The organism is Parabacteroides sp. AF17-28 (assembly GCF_003479205.1).
Lineage (GTDB): Bacteria > Bacteroidota > Bacteroidia > Bacteroidales > Tannerellaceae > Parabacteroides > Parabacteroides acidifaciens.
On the sequence record NZ_QUGV01000008.1, the window covers coordinates 63,294 to 84,193 of the forward strand.

General features: G+C 47.9%; 13 protein-coding genes. 5 read left to right on the forward strand and 8 right to left on the reverse strand.

All coding sequences use genetic code 11. The annotated features are described in order from the left end of the window. Positions 1-165: 165 nt before the first annotated feature. Genes DWW90_RS07565 through DWW90_RS07575 form a run of 3 tightly spaced genes read right to left on the reverse strand, consistent with a single transcriptional unit; the run spans position 166 to position 6,832 of the window. Positions 166-2,019, reverse strand: coding sequence for a glycoside hydrolase family 2 protein (locus tag DWW90_RS07565; RefSeq protein WP_122344541.1), 1,854 nt, complete (start codon positions 2,017-2,019; stop codon positions 166-168). A 4-nt stretch (positions 2,020-2,023) separates the two neighbouring features. Beyond that, entirely contained in the window at positions 2,024-3,832 is a 1,809-nt protein-coding gene (locus DWW90_RS07570; RefSeq protein ID WP_122344542.1) for a glycoside hydrolase family 2 protein, read from the reverse strand. 39 nt (positions 3,833-3,871) lie between these two features. Continuing rightward, positions 3,872-6,832, reverse strand: coding sequence for a family 43 glycosylhydrolase (locus tag DWW90_RS07575; RefSeq protein ID WP_122344613.1), 2,961 nt, complete (start codon positions 6,830-6,832; stop codon positions 3,872-3,874). Positions 6,833-7,013: 181 nt separating this feature from the next. Here DWW90_RS07575 and DWW90_RS07580 point away from each other — a divergent pair, with 181 nt between their 5' ends. Continuing rightward, positions 7,014-10,970: a hybrid sensor histidine kinase/response regulator transcription factor gene (locus tag DWW90_RS07580; RefSeq protein ID WP_122344543.1), complete on the forward strand. Its 3,957-nt coding sequence runs from the start codon at positions 7,014-7,016 to the stop codon at positions 10,968-10,970. A gap of 327 nt (positions 10,971-11,297) precedes the next feature. Here the strand turns inward: DWW90_RS07580 and DWW90_RS07585 are convergent, their stop codons facing one another. The 4 genes from DWW90_RS07585 to DWW90_RS07600 form a co-directional block, all read right to left on the reverse strand. Then, positions 11,298-13,313: a beta-L-arabinofuranosidase domain-containing protein gene (locus tag DWW90_RS07585; protein WP_122332289.1), complete on the reverse strand. Its 2,016-nt coding sequence runs from the start codon at positions 13,311-13,313 to the stop codon at positions 11,298-11,300. A gap of 174 nt (positions 13,314-13,487) precedes the next feature. Beyond that, a complete protein-coding gene (locus tag DWW90_RS07590; RefSeq protein ID WP_115498243.1) occupies positions 13,488-13,718 on the reverse strand; it encodes a hypothetical protein in 231 nt (76 codons plus the stop codon). 2 nt (positions 13,719-13,720) lie between these two features. Then, positions 13,721-15,043: a Gfo/Idh/MocA family protein gene (locus DWW90_RS07595; RefSeq protein ID WP_122344544.1), complete on the reverse strand. Its 1,323-nt coding sequence runs from the start codon at positions 15,041-15,043 to the stop codon at positions 13,721-13,723. Continuing rightward, a complete protein-coding gene (locus DWW90_RS07600) occupies positions 15,040-15,846 on the reverse strand; it encodes an FAD:protein FMN transferase (RefSeq protein ID WP_122344545.1) in 807 nt (268 codons plus the stop codon). Before DWW90_RS07600 ends, DWW90_RS07595 begins: the two co-directional genes overlap by 4 nt. A 290-nt stretch (positions 15,847-16,136) precedes the next feature. On the opposite strand from DWW90_RS07600, the gene DWW90_RS07605 reads away from it, so the two are divergent. Next, positions 16,137-16,655: an HdeD family acid-resistance protein gene (locus DWW90_RS07605; protein WP_115498183.1), complete on the forward strand. Its 519-nt coding sequence runs from the start codon at positions 16,137-16,139 to the stop codon at positions 16,653-16,655. A 24-nt stretch (positions 16,656-16,679) separates the two neighbouring features. Here the strand turns inward: DWW90_RS07605 and DWW90_RS07610 are convergent, their stop codons facing one another. Beyond that, positions 16,680-17,588, reverse strand: a complete 909-nt coding sequence (locus DWW90_RS07610) for an AraC family transcriptional regulator (RefSeq protein ID WP_115498242.1) — start codon at positions 17,586-17,588, stop codon at positions 16,680-16,682. A 220-nt stretch (positions 17,589-17,808) separates the two neighbouring features. Between DWW90_RS07610 and DWW90_RS07615 the strand changes: the two genes are divergently transcribed. Genes DWW90_RS07615 through DWW90_RS07625 form a run of 3 tightly spaced genes read left to right on the forward strand, consistent with a single transcriptional unit; the run spans position 17,809 to position 20,899 of the window. Further along, positions 17,809-18,420, forward strand: a complete 612-nt coding sequence (locus DWW90_RS07615) for a TetR/AcrR family transcriptional regulator (RefSeq protein WP_115498182.1) — start codon at positions 17,809-17,811, stop codon at positions 18,418-18,420. 35 nt (positions 18,421-18,455) lie between these two features. Continuing rightward, entirely contained in the window at positions 18,456-19,838 is a 1,383-nt protein-coding gene (locus DWW90_RS07620) for a TolC family protein (RefSeq protein WP_122344546.1), read from the forward strand. A gap of 35 nt (positions 19,839-19,873) precedes the next feature. Further along, positions 19,874-20,899, forward strand: a complete 1,026-nt coding sequence (locus DWW90_RS07625; protein WP_122344547.1) for an efflux RND transporter periplasmic adaptor subunit — start codon at positions 19,874-19,876, stop codon at positions 20,897-20,899. The last annotated feature ends 1 nt before the right edge of the window (position 20,900 follow it).

A 20,900-nucleotide genomic window follows, 5' to 3' on the forward strand; every position in this document is an offset into this window, starting at 1 on the left:
ATATTTTCATCCACATGGCAAGGGGAAAGATATAGAAGTATTATTCGGAACGTAACCTTTTATAAAGAAACACGCCTGCAGGCAGAAAGGAAATAGAAGATCCGAAGGAAATGGGACTTTTGACAGTCCCTTTCCATTCGGATCCATAAATAATTTAGTCCGTAATTATTTTGATTCTGGTGTTTTGCTGAAAATAGCGTGGATGCGCTTCATGTCGAATTTGGGAGTACGGTCGTAATAATAGATACCGTTTTGCTCCTGTTCTACGTCTGTCAGCTGCGTATAGCAATATCCCCAAATGTCATTTGAAAGAGAAAGGACAGCATCGACCTGGCCTTCCAGGCGTGTGTAGAACTCTTCCAGCGAACGGGGAGGTTCGCCATATCCCCAGGATGTATTCTGGGCGCTTTCCGTCTGTTGTGCGGGATTCCATTTGATACCGCCGAACTCATCCACCAGATAAGGCATATCCTTCCTGTATTCCGGGAAAGCATACTGATCCGTATATTTCAGGCCGTTATAACCGATATTCATCGGCATCAGATGGATTTCCCATTTCGGAGCTTCCATCAATTTGCCGCCGTTGTACAGCTTATCCTTCAACTTGGCCGGGTCCTGTTCGTAGTTGTGGACAGTCCAGATATCCGTTGCTATATGCGTACCACCACTTGCACCGTGGAAAGGACGAGTCGGATCGATCAGTTTCGTCAAGTTGTAGAGATCATGCATCAGGCGCGGATATTGTACACGGTCCGGCCAAAACTCCTCGTTCGTCGGTGTCCAGATCAGGAGCGAAGGATGATTACGGTCACGCTGCACAATCTCACTCCATTCGGTAATGAAATTACGAGCCGTTTCCGTATCGTTACAATCCATTCCCCAACTGGAAGCTTCCCCCCAAGTCAGATACCCCATCTTATCCGCCCAATAGTAGAAACGTTCTTCAAAAACCTTCTGATGCAGGCGTGCGCCATTGAATCCGGCCTCCATCGACAGTTCGATATCCCGTTTCAATGCCTCGTCACTCGGAGCCGTCCAGATACCGTCGGGATAAAATCCCTGGTCGAGCACCAGACGCTGGTAATAAGGCTTGTTGTTCAAATAAATCTTATTGCCTTCGATATGGACTTTGCGCATACCGGCATATCCTTTTACTTCATCAACAATATTACCGTTCTTATCCAGTACTTTGTATTCCAAATCGTACAGGAAAGGACTTTCCGGACTCCAGGTTTTCATCTTCTTGACCGGAAGGACAACAGAGGACAAAGAGCTTGCCGAAACCGTCTGATTGGCCACCACCTTGCCGTTGTCTTTCAATGTCACCTGCAACTTCCCTCCCTGTTCTTTATAGAAACGGGGGCGAACCACCAACTGCTGCTGGTCGATATCCGTCAGGACCTGTACAGACTGCAAGCCTTCCGGATGAACGGCTTCCATCCAAACGGTCTGCCAGATACCGGTCGTACGGGTATAGTTACAACCATAAGAGGCATATTGCAAATTTTGTTTACCGCCAGCCTGTTTAGCTCCGCGCAGATCGCTTTCGACGTAAACAACCAAGCTATGTGTCTGGCCCGGTTTGACCAAAGAGGTAATATCGACGGCAAATGAAGAGGTTCCGCCAAAATGCCGGTTAGCCAAAACTCCGTCGATATACACTTCCGATCTATAATACACCGCTCCGAAATTGAGCAAGATATTTTTTCCGTTCCATTCCTGAGGAATCGTGATCGGGCGCTGATACCAGAAATGATTGATAAAATCCGTATATCCTACGCCGGACAATTTACTCTCCGGACAGAAAGGGACAGTTATCTTATCATTAAATCCGTTTGATTTATAGAACTCACGTTCCATCCCGGAACCGCCGAAGTCAAATGAATAAGTCCATTCGCCATTCAGATTTACCCAATCCGCCCGCTCGAACTGCGGGCGCGGATATTCGGGACGGGGCATGGCCCAGACAGAGGCCACGCATAGAAAGAGTGATAAAAAAGCAAGACTGATCCGTTTCATACTTTTATTTCAACTCGTTAATAACTGCCTGGTTTGCTTTCCGTACGGCCGCTTCGTCGATCTTGATCACTTTACGGTCGTATGTCATCAAGCCGTTGACTTCGCCTTCCACATCGGTTGTCTGCGTATAGACAGCAGCCGAGAAACCACGTTTCACATAATCTTTCAGGATATTGGCATACTTCACATATTCGGCTGTCACTTCTGCGCTGTTCTTGAACTGTACATACCCCCAGTTGCGTTTGTTCCACCACAAATGGTTTTCCACCGGAAGACCGATACCGCCATATTCACCGAGCACGTTTACCCGCTGCGGATCGAACAGATACATATCGGGAGCCGGATAGTTATGCAAATCCAGGATATCGCCGCAAGAACGATGGTTACCGCCGCTTGCCGGATTCACCAGACGGGAAGGATCATAAGACGCAGTCCATTCAACCACCTTTTCCGTATCGAACTGCCCCCATGCTTCATTGAAAGGAACCCAGACAACAACAGAAGGATTGGAGACACACAAGTCCATGATCTCTTTCCATTCCTGATAATAATTGGCAACGGATTCAGCCGTACGGTCTTTGTCTGTTCCACCATTGTAAGTGTGAGGCGCCCAGCTGTTACCCATGTCACCGCTCGGCATATCCTGCCAAACGAGCATACCTTCCTTATCGCAATGATAATACCAACGGGCAGGTTCCACTTTCACGTGTTTACGGATCATATTGAAACCCCAGTCTTTTGTCTTCTTGACATCGTACAACAGAGCTTCGTCAGTCGGAGCCGTATAAAGTCCGTCAGGCCACCAGCCTTGATCCAGCGGGCCGTATTGGAAGAGGTCCTGATTGTTCAGCTGCATACGCATGATACCGTTTGCATCGCGTTTGGAAGATATCTTACGGAAAGCTGTATAGGATTTCACTTCGTCCAGCACTTTGCCGTCTTTTGCCAATGAAACCGTCATATCGTACAGATACGGATTGGACGGGCTCCAAAGTGTCGGGTTCTGGACATTCAGGCGAAGTTCCTTGCCCTGAACACCCTTAGCCGAAGCGACAACCTGGCCTTTATCCAACAGTTTTACAGTCACGATGCCGGAAGGGCAGTTGCAGGAAGTGCCGACTGTTACATTCAATGTATTCGTGTCGATATTAGGAATTGCTTTCACTGAAGTCACATGTGCAGAAGCAACCGGTTCCAACCAGACAGTCTGCCAGATACCTGTCACAGGCGTGTACCAGATACTTTCCGGACGGGATGTTTGCTTTCCACGCGGCTGAAATCCTTTATCGCTCGGGTCCCATACACGGACAACTAATTTCTGGCCGCTCTTGCCGGTCAGATACGGGGTGATATTGAAAGAGAACGGAGTGAAGCCTCCCTGATGAGTGCCAACCAGGATGTCGTTCACAAAAACATCGGCTTTCCAGTCTACTGCACCGAAATTCAAAACAATATCTTTATTTTTCCAGGCAGAAGGAACCGTGAAAGTGCGTTTATACCACAGTTCATTGTTTTCGCCAACTTCTTTCTGAACACCGGAAAGGGAAGATTCGACAGCAAAAGGAACTAATATCTTGCCATCGAAAGCAGCCGGTTCGGCATTACCAACCGGTTTGATGGCATATTCCCACTCACCGTTCAGGTTCTGCCAGTCGCCACGTTCCAACTGGGGACGGGGATATTCGGGAAGGACATTTGCCGGATTCACCTGTTCCGCCCACTGCGTCTTAATCTTATCTCCAACCGGTTTCCATTGGGCCTGTGCGCCCAAAGCCAGTGCCAAAGCACAACATATTAACAACGTCTTTTTCATGATTTACGAATTTATGATTTATGAATTATCTTTCAACTTTCAATTTTCAACTAAAAAAGTGGGTGCTTCCGCCTCCAATGAAGGTGTTGCCCCTTCGACTTCCGGCCAGCCGTCTTTCCAACGGACCTGGTCCATCATCAGGACACGGCCTGTCGGGTTTGCACGGCTCACGGCGTGGTAGAGGATCCAGTCGTTGCCCCGATCGTCTGCGACGATTTCGGAGTTATGGCCGGTTCCGACAAACGCCTCATTGCCATGAATCAATATTTCGTGATGATTTTCCATCATCGGCTGACCCTGCTTGTCGGTGTACGGGCCAAACAGGTTGTCAGAGCGGCCTACGACTGTGGTATAGGTACTTTTCAATCCCTCACAACAACTCCCTATCGAGGCGAACAGATAATAATAATTGCCTCTTTTGTGGATGTAAGTACCTTCGTAGGCGGTTCCGGCAACCTGCTGTTTGATGGCTCCGTCCCGGATAGACAGGCCGTCGTCCGACAGCTCTATCCCATAGATACCGCGAAAACTACCCCAGAAGAGATACTTTTTCCCGTTATCTTCCATGTAAAATTGGTCTATTGAATTTTGAACTTGAATTGTCTTGCTACGGAACAGCGGTCCATGATCCGTGAACGGCCCTTCCGGTTTGTCGGATGTGGCGACACCGATGCCGCAAGTCCATTCGCCTCCCCATACGGACATTGAATAATATAACACATATTGTCCGTTGATATAATTGATATCCGGCGCCCAAAGGCCGCCTTTCGGTTCAAAGGTCGGACGTGTCTCTTCCGTAAAAGCGGTCCCGACTTCTTCCCAGTCCACGAGGTTACGGGAACGGTGGATCGGCGTGTTGCGGATATTCTCGGTGGCATAGACATAGAAATAGCCGTCGGCAGCCTTGATGATCGTCGGATCGGGCAGGCTGTAATCGATGATCGGATTGCGATATGTCCGCTTTGCTTCGGCAACTGGCTGTTCCGTCTGTTGCGGACGGGCAGAAGGCTTATACATCTGTTGTTCCAGCATCTTCATAAAATAGCCGCCTACAACGGAACGGGCGCGGAATCCGACGGAACGGCCGTTAGTCGTCTCGTGCCAGTCGCTCAAAGGCATACGCGTCTCCGTCTCGTTTGCATATTTGTAAACGGGGGAAACCAACCGGCGGAAATCATCCGGATTGTCTGTCAGGCAAGCTGTCCAAACGATCCAATCCGATTTGGTGTAAGTCTTGCGGCTGTCGAGCGGAAGCCCGTACGGCTGCTGGACAGTCTGGTAATAGGCCATTTCCTTTTCCGCAATTCCGTCGGGGAATATATTCATTCCGAAGAGTTTGTCCCAGATCAGGTTGTACTTCTGGCTCCAGGTGTCGGGCTGGTCGAATGTCAGGCGGTAGTGATCACCATTATCCGCCATCATCGTCCATTTCTTCGCCATCTTGCGGGCGGCGGAAATATATTTTTCAGCGGTCTCCTGATCCCCCAGCATACCGGCCAGTTTTCCATATCCGGCGATTCCCATAATCGCTTTGATGGACAGATTGGCATTATGGGCGAAGTGACCGGCAAAGTCGTCGGTGCACAACTGGTTATCGGGATCCAGGCCTTCTTTCAGCAGATAGTTCGCCCAAACGGTCAGCACATCCCAATGCCGGCGGGCATACTCGGCATTTCCTTCGCGCAGGGCGATGGCCGTAGTCAGGATCAGCATATTGCCGCTTTCCTCCACCGGCATATCGCCTCCGTAGGTTTGTCCGTTCGCCTGCGGATAAGTCCCGACATCGTGTGCGGCAAAAGGCTTGTTCCACTGTCCGCTTTCGCTGTAATAGAAAATCGGGGTTAACATGCCTTTCAGCAGTTCCGGATTATAGAGCAGAAACAGAGGGGCGGACGGATAAGTCACATCCACCGTGCCGATCGAACCGTTACTAAAGTTTTCTTTGGAAAGAAAAAGCAGATTGCCCTCGGCATCTTCCACCAGTTTATGCGCGGCGATCGCCTGCCGGTAAGCCACGGCACAAAGTTCGGCATATTCTTTTCCTCCCGCCTTTTCCGCATCTTCCATCAGGCGGTTGTCAAAACGGCGGCAACGGTTCATGAGCGAACGATACTGCGCGGAGGCCTCTTCAAAAGCCTGCCGGATATTTTTTTCTCCGTTATGTTTCCAGTAAGCCATGCGGTTATCCTTAAAATACTGGATAGCATAGAGGTCGTCATAGCCAACCATCAGGAAACCGGTGGCGGGTGATGCCGATACAGAGCCCGGATCATGGCTGTAAACAAGCTGGTTCCGGTCGCTTATTTTCATTTCGGTCTGTACCTCTGTCGGAGCCGCCAAATAGAAATAGCCCCAATCGATACGGACATCGTCTCCCTTACGCGCCAAGACAGCTTGTTCCACTGTTCCTGTTTTCAGATAAGAAATGCCGTTCTCTTCTTCGCCGGTAACCACAACTGCCTGTTCTGCCGAATGAACAGCCAAGGCGGGCGATGCTTCCACGACCACCCGGACTTTATGTTCTTTTCCGTCAGCCGAACGCACTTGCCAGGATATATAATTAACGGGTGTGGACATCCGGTCCGGATCATCCAACAATAAAGGAGCGGTAAAAACAAGATCCAACAATACGGGACCGCATTCAAAGGTATAATAGGTTTGTGTAGGAAGGACATTCACCGACTGCTGGACAGCCGCTGTCGCAAAACGTTCCGGAGCGTTTTCCGCCGGAATTTCTTTTCCCATAAAACGATAAGCGGTTCCGTCGACTTCGAGAACACCTAACAGGGATTGTTCCTTTCCGGTCCAATGGCGGGTGGCATCTTCATTCAATTTGTCCGCAAACGACCACACACTGGTGTAAGGATCAATTGTAATGAGCGGATAAGAAGGAGCGCGTAAAGCGTTCTTCTTATCCGGCTGAAATAAATCTCCTGAACCGCAGGACACATTCAGCACCCACAGGCAGCAAATCATTAGTATCAGAGCGGTTCTCTTCATTCTTTCTTTATATTTATTAAAACACAACATTTAATATTCACTGACAGCGCAAAGGTAGTTTTCACCCCTCAAACCCCCTTTCAAGCATCAATCATAACCTTTCAAATATCAATCAAAACCCGTTTCCATACTGATTTTTTGCTTACTTTTGCCCTATACTAATAGAGAAACACAACATCTTATGAGATTTCTTCTTATTACGATCCTCGCGCTTCTATCGCTCTTTCCCGTACCGGGCAAGGCTCACGACTTATATTTCCGGCATTATACCAATAAGCAAGGGCTGTCGCACAACACTGTCTATTGCACCCTCCAGGATAAAAAGGGATTCATGTGGTTCGGGACAGATGACGGGCTGAACCGTTTCGACGGCCATAATTTCCGTATCTACCGCTATAACTCATACGACCCGGAGAGCTTGCCGAACGACCGCATCATCAGCCTTTTCGAAGATTCGAAAAACAGGCTGTGGGTGTGTACGAACTCTTATACCTGCTACTACGATTATAAAACGGATTCTTTCCATCCGCTAACATTTTCAGACAGCGACAACGCACCGGAATATTTCCAGCAAATCCGGGAAGACAAGAAAGGGAATCTTTGGCTGATAAGCTACAACCGGATCGCCCGCTATGAAGTATCGGGCGAAAAAAGTCCGCATTTTTACCCCGAAGGGGAAGATATCAATCCGGTGGACATCACGATGACCGAAGAGGGCGAGCCATTGCTGGCCGGACACTACGACCTGTGCTTCTACAAACCGGAGACCGACAAATTCGTCCGCATCCCGATCCTGACAGAAAAAGAAAAAGAAACCCCGATCAGCCTCTCCGCGCTCTGCCATGTGCCTGACTGGGGTGTATTGGTGGGAACAGACCGGGCCGGACTCAAGTTTTACGACGAACGCAGCCGGAAAGTGGAAACGATTATCCCGGACATACAAGTGCGGGACATTACGCAATACGGGAAAAACACCTACTGGATCGCTTCCGAATCCGGTATCCACATCTTTAATATAGCAAATCGCAGCATTACGCATCTGCAGAAATCGCTGACCAACGAATACACCATTTCCGACAACGCCGTCTACTCGGTGACAAGGGACCGCGAGGGCGGCATGTGGGCTACGACATTCTTCGGAGGGATCAACTATCTGCCTAAAGAATATTTTCCCTTTACCTATTTTATCGGGGGAAAAACACATCCCAAGATGCTGGGCAATGCCGTGCGGGAAATCTGTCCCGACCAATACGGTAACCTCTGGTTAGGAACCGAAGACAATGGGATCAATCGCTATAACCCGGCAACCGGCGAGATCACGAACTTCTCACGCAGCAATCCTACCCATCCGCTGTCGGCTACCAACATCCACGGCCTGCTTGCCGACGGAAACCAACTGTGGATCGGCACGTTCAATACGGGAATCGACCTGATGGACATCCCGACAGGAAAAATCGTCAAACGATATACGCGTGCCGGTACTCAAAACCGGCTGCCATCGGATTTTGTGCTCTGCTTCTGCAAATTGTCGGACAATGAAATCCTGATCGGGACTTCAGATGGGCTCGTCCTCTTCCAAAAGAAAGAAGGGCGTTTTATCCCGTGGGGGGCAGAAATACGGTCAATGGTCCGCCAAATCTATAAAAACACAAAAGGTGACATCTGGATCGCTACGACAACCGGTGCCTATCGTTATTCGGGCACAGACAAAAAGATCACGCGCTACGAGGCAAGCCGGCAACGTTCCCAGACTATCGGCGATAATAATGTCACTTCCATCTTCGAAGATTCGAAAGGACGTATCTGGGTATCGACCGTCTACGGTTTTTCCCTCTATAACGACCAGTCGGATTCATTCAACCGCATCACGGTGGAGAACGGGCTTCCCAGCAATATCGTACACCGCATTATGGAAGACGAGGAACACTTCTTCTGGATCGCGACAGCCAACGGATTGGTCCGTTTCAATCCGGAAACTTATGTAATGAAGACATTCTCCTACACGGAAGGCTTGCCCGAAACACAGTTCAACTATTGCTCCTCCTACCAAATGCCCGACGGGACCATGTTCATGGGAACTATCAACGGCATGATCGCTTTCAATCCGCGCGATTTCAAGGAAGATCCCTCCTCTCCTCCCCTTTGCATCACCCGTATTTTCGTACGGGACGACCGCATCGGCGCTCCCAAGTATAATGTCAACCGGATCATGGAAAACGGCGAATTGGAACTGCCTTACAACCGCTCGACCTTCACCCTTTCGTACATAGCCCTAAGCTATACTTCACCGGACGCCATCCAGTATGCCTATCAACTGGAAGGCAGCGACAAAGACTGGATCTATATGAACCAAAACAAAGATGTGACCTTTGCCAATCTATCGCCCGGGAAATATATTTTCCGTGTCAAATCGACCAACAGCAGCGGCGTCTGGCAGGACAACGAGACTATGCTCAGGATCACGGTTACACCGCCATTCTGGGCTACGGGATGGGCACTGCTCATCTATTTCCTGATCCTGTGCCTGCTGATCGTGCTTTGGTATAATTACAAAAAGGCAAAGTTAGAAGAGAAACACCGGATCAACCGCGAAATATTCGAAAGCAAAAAGGAGAAAGAACTCTATAATGCCAAAATACAGTTCTTCACCTTTATCACGCATGAGATACGGACACCGCTGACGCTGATCAAAGCGCCGTTAGAGAAAATCCTTCGCTCCGGAGACGGTACTCCCGCCACCCGGGAAAATCTTGAGATTATCGAGAAAAACACCGGACGGCTACTGGACCTCAGCAACCAACTGTTAGATTTCCGTAAGACGGAAAGCCGGGGATTCAAACTGAACTATGTCTCGACCGATGTTGTACTTTGGCTCGAAACGATCCTGCATCCGTTCCGTCCGGCTTTCGAAAAAGAGAACAAGAGCTTCACCGTCAAGCTGCCGGAGATTCCTTTCGAGGCTTGTCTGGACCGGGAAGCGTTTGCCAAGATTGTCAGCAATATGCTCAGCAATGCACTGAAGTATTCGGACAGCCGCATATCGCTCGAACTATTACCGCCGGCAGGTGAAGAAAGGATGTTCACGATCCTTGTCACCAATGACGGCCATCTGATTCCCGAAAGTGAAGCGGAAAACATATTCAGCCCATTCTACCGCCTGAAAGAGACAGAAAACCAGCAGGGAAGCGGCATCGGCCTGTCGTTGGCCCACTCCCTGACGGAGTTTCACCGGGGCAAGCTCTTCTACCGACAAACGGCAGACAGGCTGAACCAGTTTGTCCTTATGTTACCGGAACAGCAGGAAGACAGCTTCCTGATAAAAACCGATAACGAAAAAGAAAAGCCGGAAATGATCACCTTGCCCGAAACAGGACAACCGGTTATCCTGATCGTCGAAGACCAGGACGATATGCGCCGTTTCATCGCCCGCGAGCTGGCAGAGACTTACCAGGTGTTGGAAGCTGAAAACGGAAAAGCAGCCCTCGACCTGATTCGCAAGAAAACGGTCAATCTGATTATAAGTGATGTCATGATGCCGTTGATGGATGGTTTCGAACTCTGCAATGAGGTGAAAAACGATGTCAACATCAGCCATATTCCTTTTATCCTGTTGACTGCCCAACATAACCTGCAATCGCGTCTGAAAGGATTGAACACGGGGGCGGACGCTTATATGGAGAAACCGTTCTCCATCGAACTGCTGACGGCCCAAGTCGGCAACCTGCTGAAAAGCCGGGAATTGCTGAACAAGACATATCTCGAAAAACCGCTTGCCCCGGTTGCAACGTTGGCTGTCTCACAGGTAGACGATATTTTCCTGCGCAAACTGAACGATTATCTGGAAGAGCACCTCAACAATGAGGCCCTGTCCGTCGAAATGCTTGCCGACACAATGGGCATGAGCACCTCCAGCCTCTATCGCAAGGTAAAAGGGCTGTCGGGCCTCTCCCCCAACGATTTCATCCGGATCGCCCGGTTAAAGAAAGCGATCCTGCTGATGCAAAACGGTGAGAACCGCATCAACGAGATCGCTTTCCAGGTTGGCTTCTCTTCCCCGGCCTACTTCTCCACCTGCTTCCAGAAGCAGTATGGAAAAAGTCCGACGGAGTATATTAAACTGTTAGTCGGTGACAAATAGAATGGTTTATCATTTACAGGTTCAAATATTCTTATAAGCAAGCGTGAAGGTCCTGACTCGTAAAGATCGCCTGCGAAATGGTATTGCAGTCCTTCATGGGGTTATAGTGCCGTAAAGGAATGAATAACCCGGCAGATAGAATGAACGATGCGGAATGTGTACCCCTTCCATACCTACCCGCTATTCATGTTACAGCCGTGAAACAAAAGAAATCCAACTGTAACATAGAAGGAAGACAGTTGTGACATGCAAAGAAGACAACCGTAACATGCAATAGAGGACCGGTCTTTATCCGTTATTGATTCATTATTTGACAAATTTGAGACCTCACTCCGCCACCGGGAACGAAGATATGCGCAAACGGGCTGCTCCCATCGGGACCAGTGTTATTTCGTCCAGGCGGTCGGATTTAGGAGCGTTTTCGTAAGGCAAAACGCCGCACAGTCCGTATTCATCAACTTTCCATCCCGGTACTAAACGGCCCTGGGCTTTGAACTCCATCGGGACGGATGCCAAGGTGAACGGATTATTATCAGCCGGCCAGTTCTTGCGCTGCAATGTTATGGGAGACTTTACTTTCAAAGCATAATTCCACGCGCTTGCCGGATGAATCTCAAAAGTCGGCCAAGCGGAAGCATCGGCGCCTTCCTGCCATTTGGAATCCCAGACAGCCGTTTCGGTACTCGGAACTTGCCTGTATTCTTCATCTATCTTTAACGAGAGCGTAAGCGGGCCGTAATTGACGCTGACACTGTTCTTGTTCACCTGCCATTGACGGACGGAATAATCCATCGGAAGGTTCAACACAATCTCGTCACCATTATTCCACTCCCGTTCGATACGGGCATAAGTCCCGGCTTCCAACGTTGCCTGTTGCGGCTTGCCATTAATCAGGATAGAAGCATTCTTACACCAGGAAGGTATGCGGAGATAGAACGGGAAAGAAATTGCTTTGGGTGTCCCGACCGTAAAACGTGTCATTTCTTCAAAAGGATAATTTGTCTGTTCATGCAACGTGATTTCCGTTCCGTCGCCCACCTTCACATTCGCTTTACAAGCGTTATAGAGAACGGCTGCCACTCCGTTATCCGGCGTTGCCAATACCAAATGTTCCATATAATAAGGCCAACCGAAGCCATGATTATGCTGGCAACAACGGCTGCTGAACGGGTTCATTGCCAGGAACGGTCCCCGATTGTCCAAACCCGGATGGTGGTTGCGTGAGTCGCTGACGACCATATTCGGACAAGTCAGATAACGCAACGCCCGGTAATCCGGCATCAAAGCGGCAGGATAGCTGTTAAAGGCCACATCTTCGCAATTGTCAGCCCAATAAGGATCGCCGCTGATCAGGAGCATAATCTCGTCGGACGCCATCTGCTCCACAAAACCACAAGTCTCCGTTCCCTGCCGGGGATCGAAGAAACCGATGCGGGCATTCTCGTCCGCTCCGAACATTCCACCCGGGACCTGTCCGAAAGCGCGGCGTATCAGGCTTTGCGCGTTATAGGTGGCATCCAGCATGGCCGAGTCTTTTGTAAACAGGAAATAAGTGGCCGGTTCGCGGAAACACTGGGCGATATTCACATTATGCCAGTTCGGAAGTTGTGTCGACTTCGTCCAGTCAGCCGTATTCCGGTGGATTTTATCGGCCAGCGAAAGAAGGGATTCGTCGCCCGTACGGTTGTACAGCCAGACCACGCTCCAAAGATTATCGCCGCCGCGACTGTTTTCCCAATAACTGGAAAGGAAAGCATCATCCGGAACAGTTTGCAGATAATGGCAATAATTCGCCATGAAATCGATCACCCGGTTGTCATTCGTGTATTCAAAATAAGATTGCATGATCCAGAGGACAATCATGTTCGGCCAGAAATCCTGCTTGCCGTTATTCAGGTGGACAGGGCCAAAGTTGCCGTCTTCCCGCTGGCTTGCCAGGATGGCTTCTATCCAAAACTTTGTTTCCTTGAGCAGCGCCTCGTCTTTCAGCGCATAAGCCATATTTCCATAACCGCGCAGCCAGTAAGGCACTTCTTCCCAGCCCCATTCGCCTCCGTTCTTCAGCCAGGCATTGTCGCCTTTTTGCAACCAGGCACTGATCTCTCCCAGATGGCCGCAGAGGCCGTTTTTCTGTAATTCGATCTGTTCCCGTATCCAGCCTTCGGGTTCGATGCTTCCGGCAGGCAGCTTAATAAATTGCTGTGGTTGCAAAGGCGACCGGTTACTTACATAATAGTCATTTCGAGATGTTGTGGACAGACGTTCCACCGTCTGTATCTCCTGCGTCTGCTCTCCGGCACACGACGCCAGTAGAATTGAGAATAGTAAAATTGTCTTTTTCATGTCTAATCAGAATTATAGGACAAAGGAAAGTAATCCGACAGAAAGACATGATAAGAAATCAATCAAAAACATTCACGAATCATGCAAAAGGGGGAGAGAATGAAGAAATAAATTTCATGCCCATGAAAATTGAATTACATGGGCATGAAATTTGGGATGGATGGGCATGGAAGATTATTTCCTTAACTGCCGTATTCCATAATACAGCAGGCGAAGCACAATTGACAATCCATAAAAGCCGCAAGTGATAAGCAGCATCCATAAGGATTGTGTCCAGAGTTCGGACCAACTTGTACCGTATGCAATGATCGCAATGATGTTCATCAGATAAGCAAGCACGATACAAACACAGAAAACCTTAATTTCCGTTTTTTGTCTCTTTACAGTTAATAAGATGTCTTTCATAATCATGCAAAATTTAGATACGGTATTTTATATTCATCCGGGAAAGTAATCACCCGTCCTTCATCTATCGCCTGCAGGCCTAACAAGCCGAGCACAGAAGAATAATAGGCTTCTTCCACCAGGTTTGGAACCGGTTTCCCGGTAATAGCCGACTCGCAAAAAGCGGTAACTAACTCGACGGAACCGTCACCTGCAGCGCCGACAGACGACTGTCCGCTGATTGAAGTCACCTTGTCCATAATCAGATGCCCCTTATTGACCGACGCCGTTTCAGGCACCCAGCTCGGACCGGCAAACGAAACATTGTCGAACATCTTATGTTCGATCTGGTTGATCAGTTGCAGGATACCGGGAGCCGGCTCGGCATCTTCAAAATAATATTTGCCTTTTTCCGGTTCCATCGTTCCCTTGCTGCCTAAGATTTCTTCTTCGAGGCCATAGAACTTATTGGCGATCATCGACTCGTAAGTCATCTTCACGCCGTTCGGGTAATGATAGATCAAGTTGATGCTGTCGTATACATCGCGGCCGTCTTTCCAATAGACGATATCACCCATACCGGCTACTTTCTCAGGCAGCATTTTCAACGCCCAGTTACCGACTTGCAACTGATGAGTCGCCAACTCGGTCACCAGACCGCATGAGTATTCTTTATATAAACGCCAGTTAATCTTACGCTCCAAATCGGGTGAAGGAACCGGACGGCGCCAGTCATTATTACGGAACCAATAAGCCCGTATCGAACCGATTTCGCCCAACAGACCGGCATGAATCATCTCCATCGCCTTCACATATTTAGGATCGTACAAACGTTGCTGGCCGATAAACATCACTTTTCCCGATTCCTTGAATACATTATACATATCCAGGCAATCCGCACAGGTCATCGCCATCGACTTTTCACAGAACGTATGCTTGCCTGCATGCAGGGAATCGATTGTGATATGCGCATGTTCAAACAAGGGCGTGGCAATCATGACAGCCTGTACATCTTTGTCTTCCAGCAACTTCCGGTAATCATCATACGTCTTTGCTTTCGGATAAAGCGCGGAAGCCTCTTTCAGATGGGGAGGATAATTATCACATAAGGCAACCACATCGGCATAAGGGATTGTCTTCAAGTTATTCAGGTGGTATTGCCCACGTGAACCTGTACCGATAAAACCGATCCGCACTTTCTCCTTGGCGATCAGCGCTTTGTCGTCAGCACTGCAGGACTGCAACCAAGGAAATGCGGAAAGCAGCGCACCGCCTCCACCGATCATTCCCAGCTCCTTGAAGAAGTCCCGTCGGCTTAAATTGACTGAATTCTCATCATTTTTCATAACTTATATACATGTTTTTCATAAATATCAAATTGCGAGGCAATTTCCGGAATACGCTCCTCATCGGCAATCATAAAAGCGGTAGTCAATATTTCCGCCACCACCGGATCTTTCGCGACAACCGACACCATTTTCTTGTCTTCCACAAACGCCCCGGTATGCGGGTTTACGATGTGGCGCGGATGTGAAGGCATGTTGCCCGATGTCGAAAGCGAACTGTCGCACAGTTTCAGATCCGCCACCCGTTCTTTCGTGAACGGATTATCGAGCCCGACAGGCCAATACGCCCCGCATGGATGCGTGCCGACAGCCAGCACCGAGCTGTTTCCGAAATTCACAAGCGCTTTAGCGACCCTATTTTCTTCCAGTAATTCCCGTATTTTTACAAGCGCATATCCTTTCCCGTACCCGCCAAGATCGATATGTAAAGACTCGGAGAAGAAAAAGATGCTCTTGTCTTCTTCCGTAAGCAATAACTGATCAAATCCTTGCAAGGTAATATCAAAATATCCCTCCGTCAATTCATAATAACGCTTGCAGTTCTGCAATATATCCCAAAGTTCTTCACCTACCGATACCGGATAATGCCCGGCTTCCCGATTGACAAACGACACCTCGCTTTCCGGATCAAAGCGGTTCAACATCTTATCCAACCGCCGGACCTCCGACTCGACCTTTTCCCAAACCGTGCCAAGCAGCGCGGAATCACTGCCGACCATCAGAATGTCAAACTGTGTTCCCATTACCGACGACATAGATCCATGAAAAAGCCCGGAAGCGGCATAGTAATTAGAATAAGACATAATTCATTTGTTATTTTTTACACAGGTTCATGAGGTGTGCGTACACACGTTGCAAATATAAGCCATTTGTTCGTTTTACAAAGGCAATGAAACAGTCTTTTTCTCAAAAGGTTTTCAAATTAGCGTTTATTTTTGTTTATGTGTCCGGCAAGCCTGCTTTCTGAAACTTACCGGAACTGTCTATTTCACTCGGACGGGTTACCGGGAAAATCAATTTTCTCTTTACTTTCAGAAGAAAATAACGTACCTTCGTTGTTATATAAAAAAGATAGATTCTAAATACAATTTATATGAAAGGTTTAAATGGTTCGGTCCTGCGCTGCATATTTGCGATCGTAATGGGGCTTGTTTTGGTTCTTTGGCCGGAAGCGGCTGTCACTTATCTGGTTATTACAATCGGAATCTGTTTTATCATACCCGGGATATTCTCGCTCTTAAACTATTTCACCCGTGAGAAGGTGGAGGGCGAACCCAGTCCGATGTTTCCGATCGACGGCGCCGGCAGCATCCTGTTCGGAGCATGGTTAGTGATCATGCCGCAGTTTTTTGTCAGTATATTAATGTATATCCTGGGAGCTTTGCTGGTTATTGCAGGGGCACAGCAGATATATTCGCTTGTTTCGGCCCGTAAATGGAGTATCGTGCCTTACGGCTTTTATATCATACCGGCATTGATCCTGATAACCGGTATTATGATTCTCGCCTATCCGTTCGGGGCGGCGGCCAACACATTTGTGATCTTCGGCGTTGCCTGCCTGATCTACGGAATATCCGAGTTGATCAACTGGTATAAATTCAGAAAAAGATAACAAAGAAAAAGAATACCGTATGTCTCAGGACTTACGGTATTCCATCGGGGAAATCCCCATATGTTTTTTAAAGAACTTTCCAAAAGTGGACTGGTCGGAGAAATGAAGGACATCCGCAACCTGCTGAACAGTGGCCTGCGGGGCTTTCAACAGAATTTTAGCCTCGACGATCAGGGCGTCGTCAATCCATTTATTAGCAGATTTGCCGGTCAATTCTTTCAGGATAAGTGAGAGGTATTGCGGTGTGATAAACAGCTTTTCCGCATAAAAAGTGACCACATGCTGTTCTTTGCAATGCTCGAACAACAATTGCAGGAACTGTTCGAACAATTCCTCCTTGCGGGAAAGAGTCGGCCGGATCAGACGATCCTTTTTGCCTAACAGGATATTCGCCAGCTCCAGCAGGAAGCCGATAAAGGCGTTCTGTACCAGTTCTTTCTGATAAAAATGCGTCCGTTCCTTCATCTTCTCCTGTATAACACCTATGCTTTCCTCCAATTTCTGAGTTTCTTCGGGTTCAAGCTCGGTACAAGGATTTTTGCGGACTTCCATATAGTTCGCAATCGAATGGTTCCGGTTGCCATAGCTGGTATTGCAGTCATCCAGAAATTCTTTGGAAGCAATCAGCAGGCGGCCTTTAAAATCCGGACTGATTTTATTAAGTTGAAGTGCATGCGTCGGCATGATCGTGATAAAAGTATTCGGATTAATCGTATAAGGCACATAATCCAGGCTGATCTCGAGCGTACCCTCAAAGGTCAGGACCATCAAAAGTGCATCCAGCCTCATCGGGGCATAACGTTCCGGGGCGTCGACATCCCCAAATTCAATGCTGCCGTCCAGATCCGCTACCGAAAATATATCCTGAAAACTATCACGGAATATGATGCTCTTATTTAGTTCCGCCAACTCTATCAAAGGAAGCTTTTCCATCTCTACATATTTACTAATCATACATTTGCAAAGATAAACATTTTTTCATTAAGCACAGTAAAGTTTCATTTTTTACCAATGAATAACGGTTTTTTAAGAATACATTTCCCCGTATCTTTTCGTTTTCGACTAATTCCGTAACAGAATAAACCTTTTTAGTTTTCTAAATTAGACAGACCTTTGCAGCATCTGATCGCATTCAAAATAATCATTCAAATCAATGATTCTGAAAGAACAAATAATGTTAACGGCATTCGACTTATTTTCCGAGCATGGGATAAAGAATGTCAGCATGGACGACATTGCGCGTAGCACAAGTATGTCCAAGCGGACTCTTTATGAACTCTTTGAAGATAAGGAAACACTACTGATGCAATGTCTCAGCATGAGCTACAATAAGATGAGAGTCTACATGAAGCAACTTGAATCCGAACCGATAACAGCATTGGATGTCGTTATGCTCTTTTATGAAGAACTGATGAAGCGTCCCCGCTGGTTTAACAAGAAGTTTTATGACGACTTGAAACGTTATCCTAAAGCGATGCAAAAGACGGAAGAAGAAAAGTCCCGGTTTTTGAAAAAGTGCATCAAATTACTGTCAAGAGGTGCCAAAGAAGGGGTTTTCGAGCCAAATGTCAATTTCGAGATTGTAGCGTTATTGGCTAAAGAGCAGGCTAAAATGATCCGCCCGTCCGACGCCCTCTCGAATCATTCCGTTGCTGAAGTGTACAACACGATTCTGTTTGCCTTTCTGCGAGGAATATCCACGGAAAAAGGAATTGCTATTTTAGACCGTTATTTACAAAAACATATTCACAAACAATTAGACTGAACAGGTGATTTTATTTAAAATCAAATTTACTTTAAATGGAACAAATCTTAATTACTAAAAAGATGATGCGGATCGTACTGGTATCACTGTCCGCACTGGTCTTCATCCCTGTCAAAGCCCAGGACACACTTGTCCTTGACATAGGGAAAGCCCTGGAGATTGCGCTGAGCGAGAACCCCACCGTAAAAGTGGCAGATAAGGAAATCCAAAAGAAAAAATATGCGCAAAAAGGTTCTTATGCCTCTTTATTTCCCCAAATCAGTTTCGCAGCCGACTACAACCGCACCCTGAAAAAGCAGGTGATGTATATGGACGGTTTCGATATGGGAAGTACGGAAATACCGGGGATGGAAGACATGCCGAGCATGGACGAAGGGATCGAAGTGGGGCGTGACAACAACTGGAGTCTCGGCTTCAACGCTTCTGTACCGCTTGTAAACGCAGCCCTGTGGAAAAGCCTGAGTATTTCGGCTGTCGACGTGGAAATGGCTATCGAGCAGGCGCGTTCTTCCAAGATAGCGATGGTCAACCAGGTAAAGAAAAGCTATTACAGCGTACTTCTTGCTAATGACTCATACCGCGTATTCAAAGAAAGCTACGACAACGCAATGGAGAATTATCTGGACATCAAACAGAAATTCGACCAGGGAACAGTTGCCGAATACGACCTGATACGTGCAAACGTTACCGTGAAGAACAGCGAACCGAATATGCTGCAGGCTGAAAATGCATTGGTGCTTGCCAAATGGCAACTGAAAGCATTGCTGGGCATGGACCTGGACATAAACATCAAGTGCGAAGGACAACTGACCGATTTCAAATCGGACCTGTTCGGCGATTTCATGTCGACAGATACGACATTGGCCGATAACACGGATTTAAGGCAAATGGACTTGCAGGCCAAACAGTTGGATAAGACGTTGACGATGCAAAAATTCGATTATCTGCCTACGCTTTCGCTCACGGGGATGTACCAGTGGACAGCGATGAACAATGATTTCAAGTTTAAAAACTATCTGTGGAATCCTTATTCGATGATCGGCGTTTCCCTTTCGATTCCGATCTTTTCCGGCGGGAGCAAGTTCTACAAAATCAAACAGACGAGAAACTCTATCGAACAACTCAACCTCCAGCGGGAAGATACGCAGCGGAACCTGCAACTGGCCATCAAGCAATATGTGGACAACATGAACACTTGTGTCAAACGGTTCGACGCTTCGCAAAAGGGAGTGGAACAGGCCGAACGGGGTTATATGATTTCACAAAAGCGATACGATACGGGAGCCGGGACGCTGCTTGAAATGAATGATTCGGAGCTGGCGCTGACGCAGGCCAAACTAAATTTCAACCAAGCTATTTACGATTATATGGTCGCAAAAGCAGACCTGGAAAAAGTATTGGGCCAACAAGAGTTTTAAGAAACAGAAATACATACAGAATAATACATCACAATATGAAAACAAATAGAAAACAACACTTCATATCCCTTCTCATTTTGCCTTTACTGCTGTCTTGCTCAGGAGAAAAGAAAGAGGCGGCGCAGGCAGAGACAACCAATGACAAGGTTCTCGTAAGAGTGGAAACCGTTTCGGCACAGGACGTGGAGCAGATCAGTGAGTTTACGGCAACTGTCGAAGCCAACATCTCTAACAATATAGCCCCGCAGACACCGGTGCGCATCGCTAAACTGTTTGCCGAAGTGGGCGACCATGTAAAAGCAGGCCAACTATTAGTCAAAATGGATGAGACGAACCTCAAACAGACTAAAATACAATTAGACAACCAGGAACTGGAATTTAAGCGTATCGACGAACTGTACAAAGTAGGCGGCGCCTCCAAATCGGCCTGGGATGCCCAGAAAACGCAGTTGGACGTTAGCCGTGCAGCCTACAAGAACCTGGAGGAGAACACGCAGTTGCTAAGCCCGGTGACAGGTATCGTGACCGCCCGCAATTATGACAGCGGCGACATGTACAACGGAGGTTCGCCTATTTTCACTGTAGAACAGATCCGTCCGGTCAAACTGATGGTCAACGTATCCGAGAGCCTCTTCACAAAAGTCAAGAAGGGAAAAGAGGTCGATATCCGGCTGGATGTGTACGGCGACGAGGTCTTCAAAGGGAAAGTCAACCTGGTCTACCCGACCATCGACTCGAACACGCGTACGTTCCCGGTCGAAATCAAGATAGACAACAGCGACGAACGTGTCCGTCCGGGTATGTTCGCCCGTGTCACAATGGGCTTCGGTACGCAAAACCATGTAGTCGCTCCGGATTTGTCCATCGTAAAACAGTCAGGTGCAGGCGACCGTTATATATATGTATATAAAGATGGCAAAGTTTCCTATGAAAAGGTACAACTCGGACGTCGTATGGGTAACAAATATGAAGTCATTTCAGGTGTCAACAGCGGCGACCAGGTAGTCGTATCCGGCCAAAGCCGCCTGAACAACGGAATGGAAGTAGAAATCGAAAAGTAAG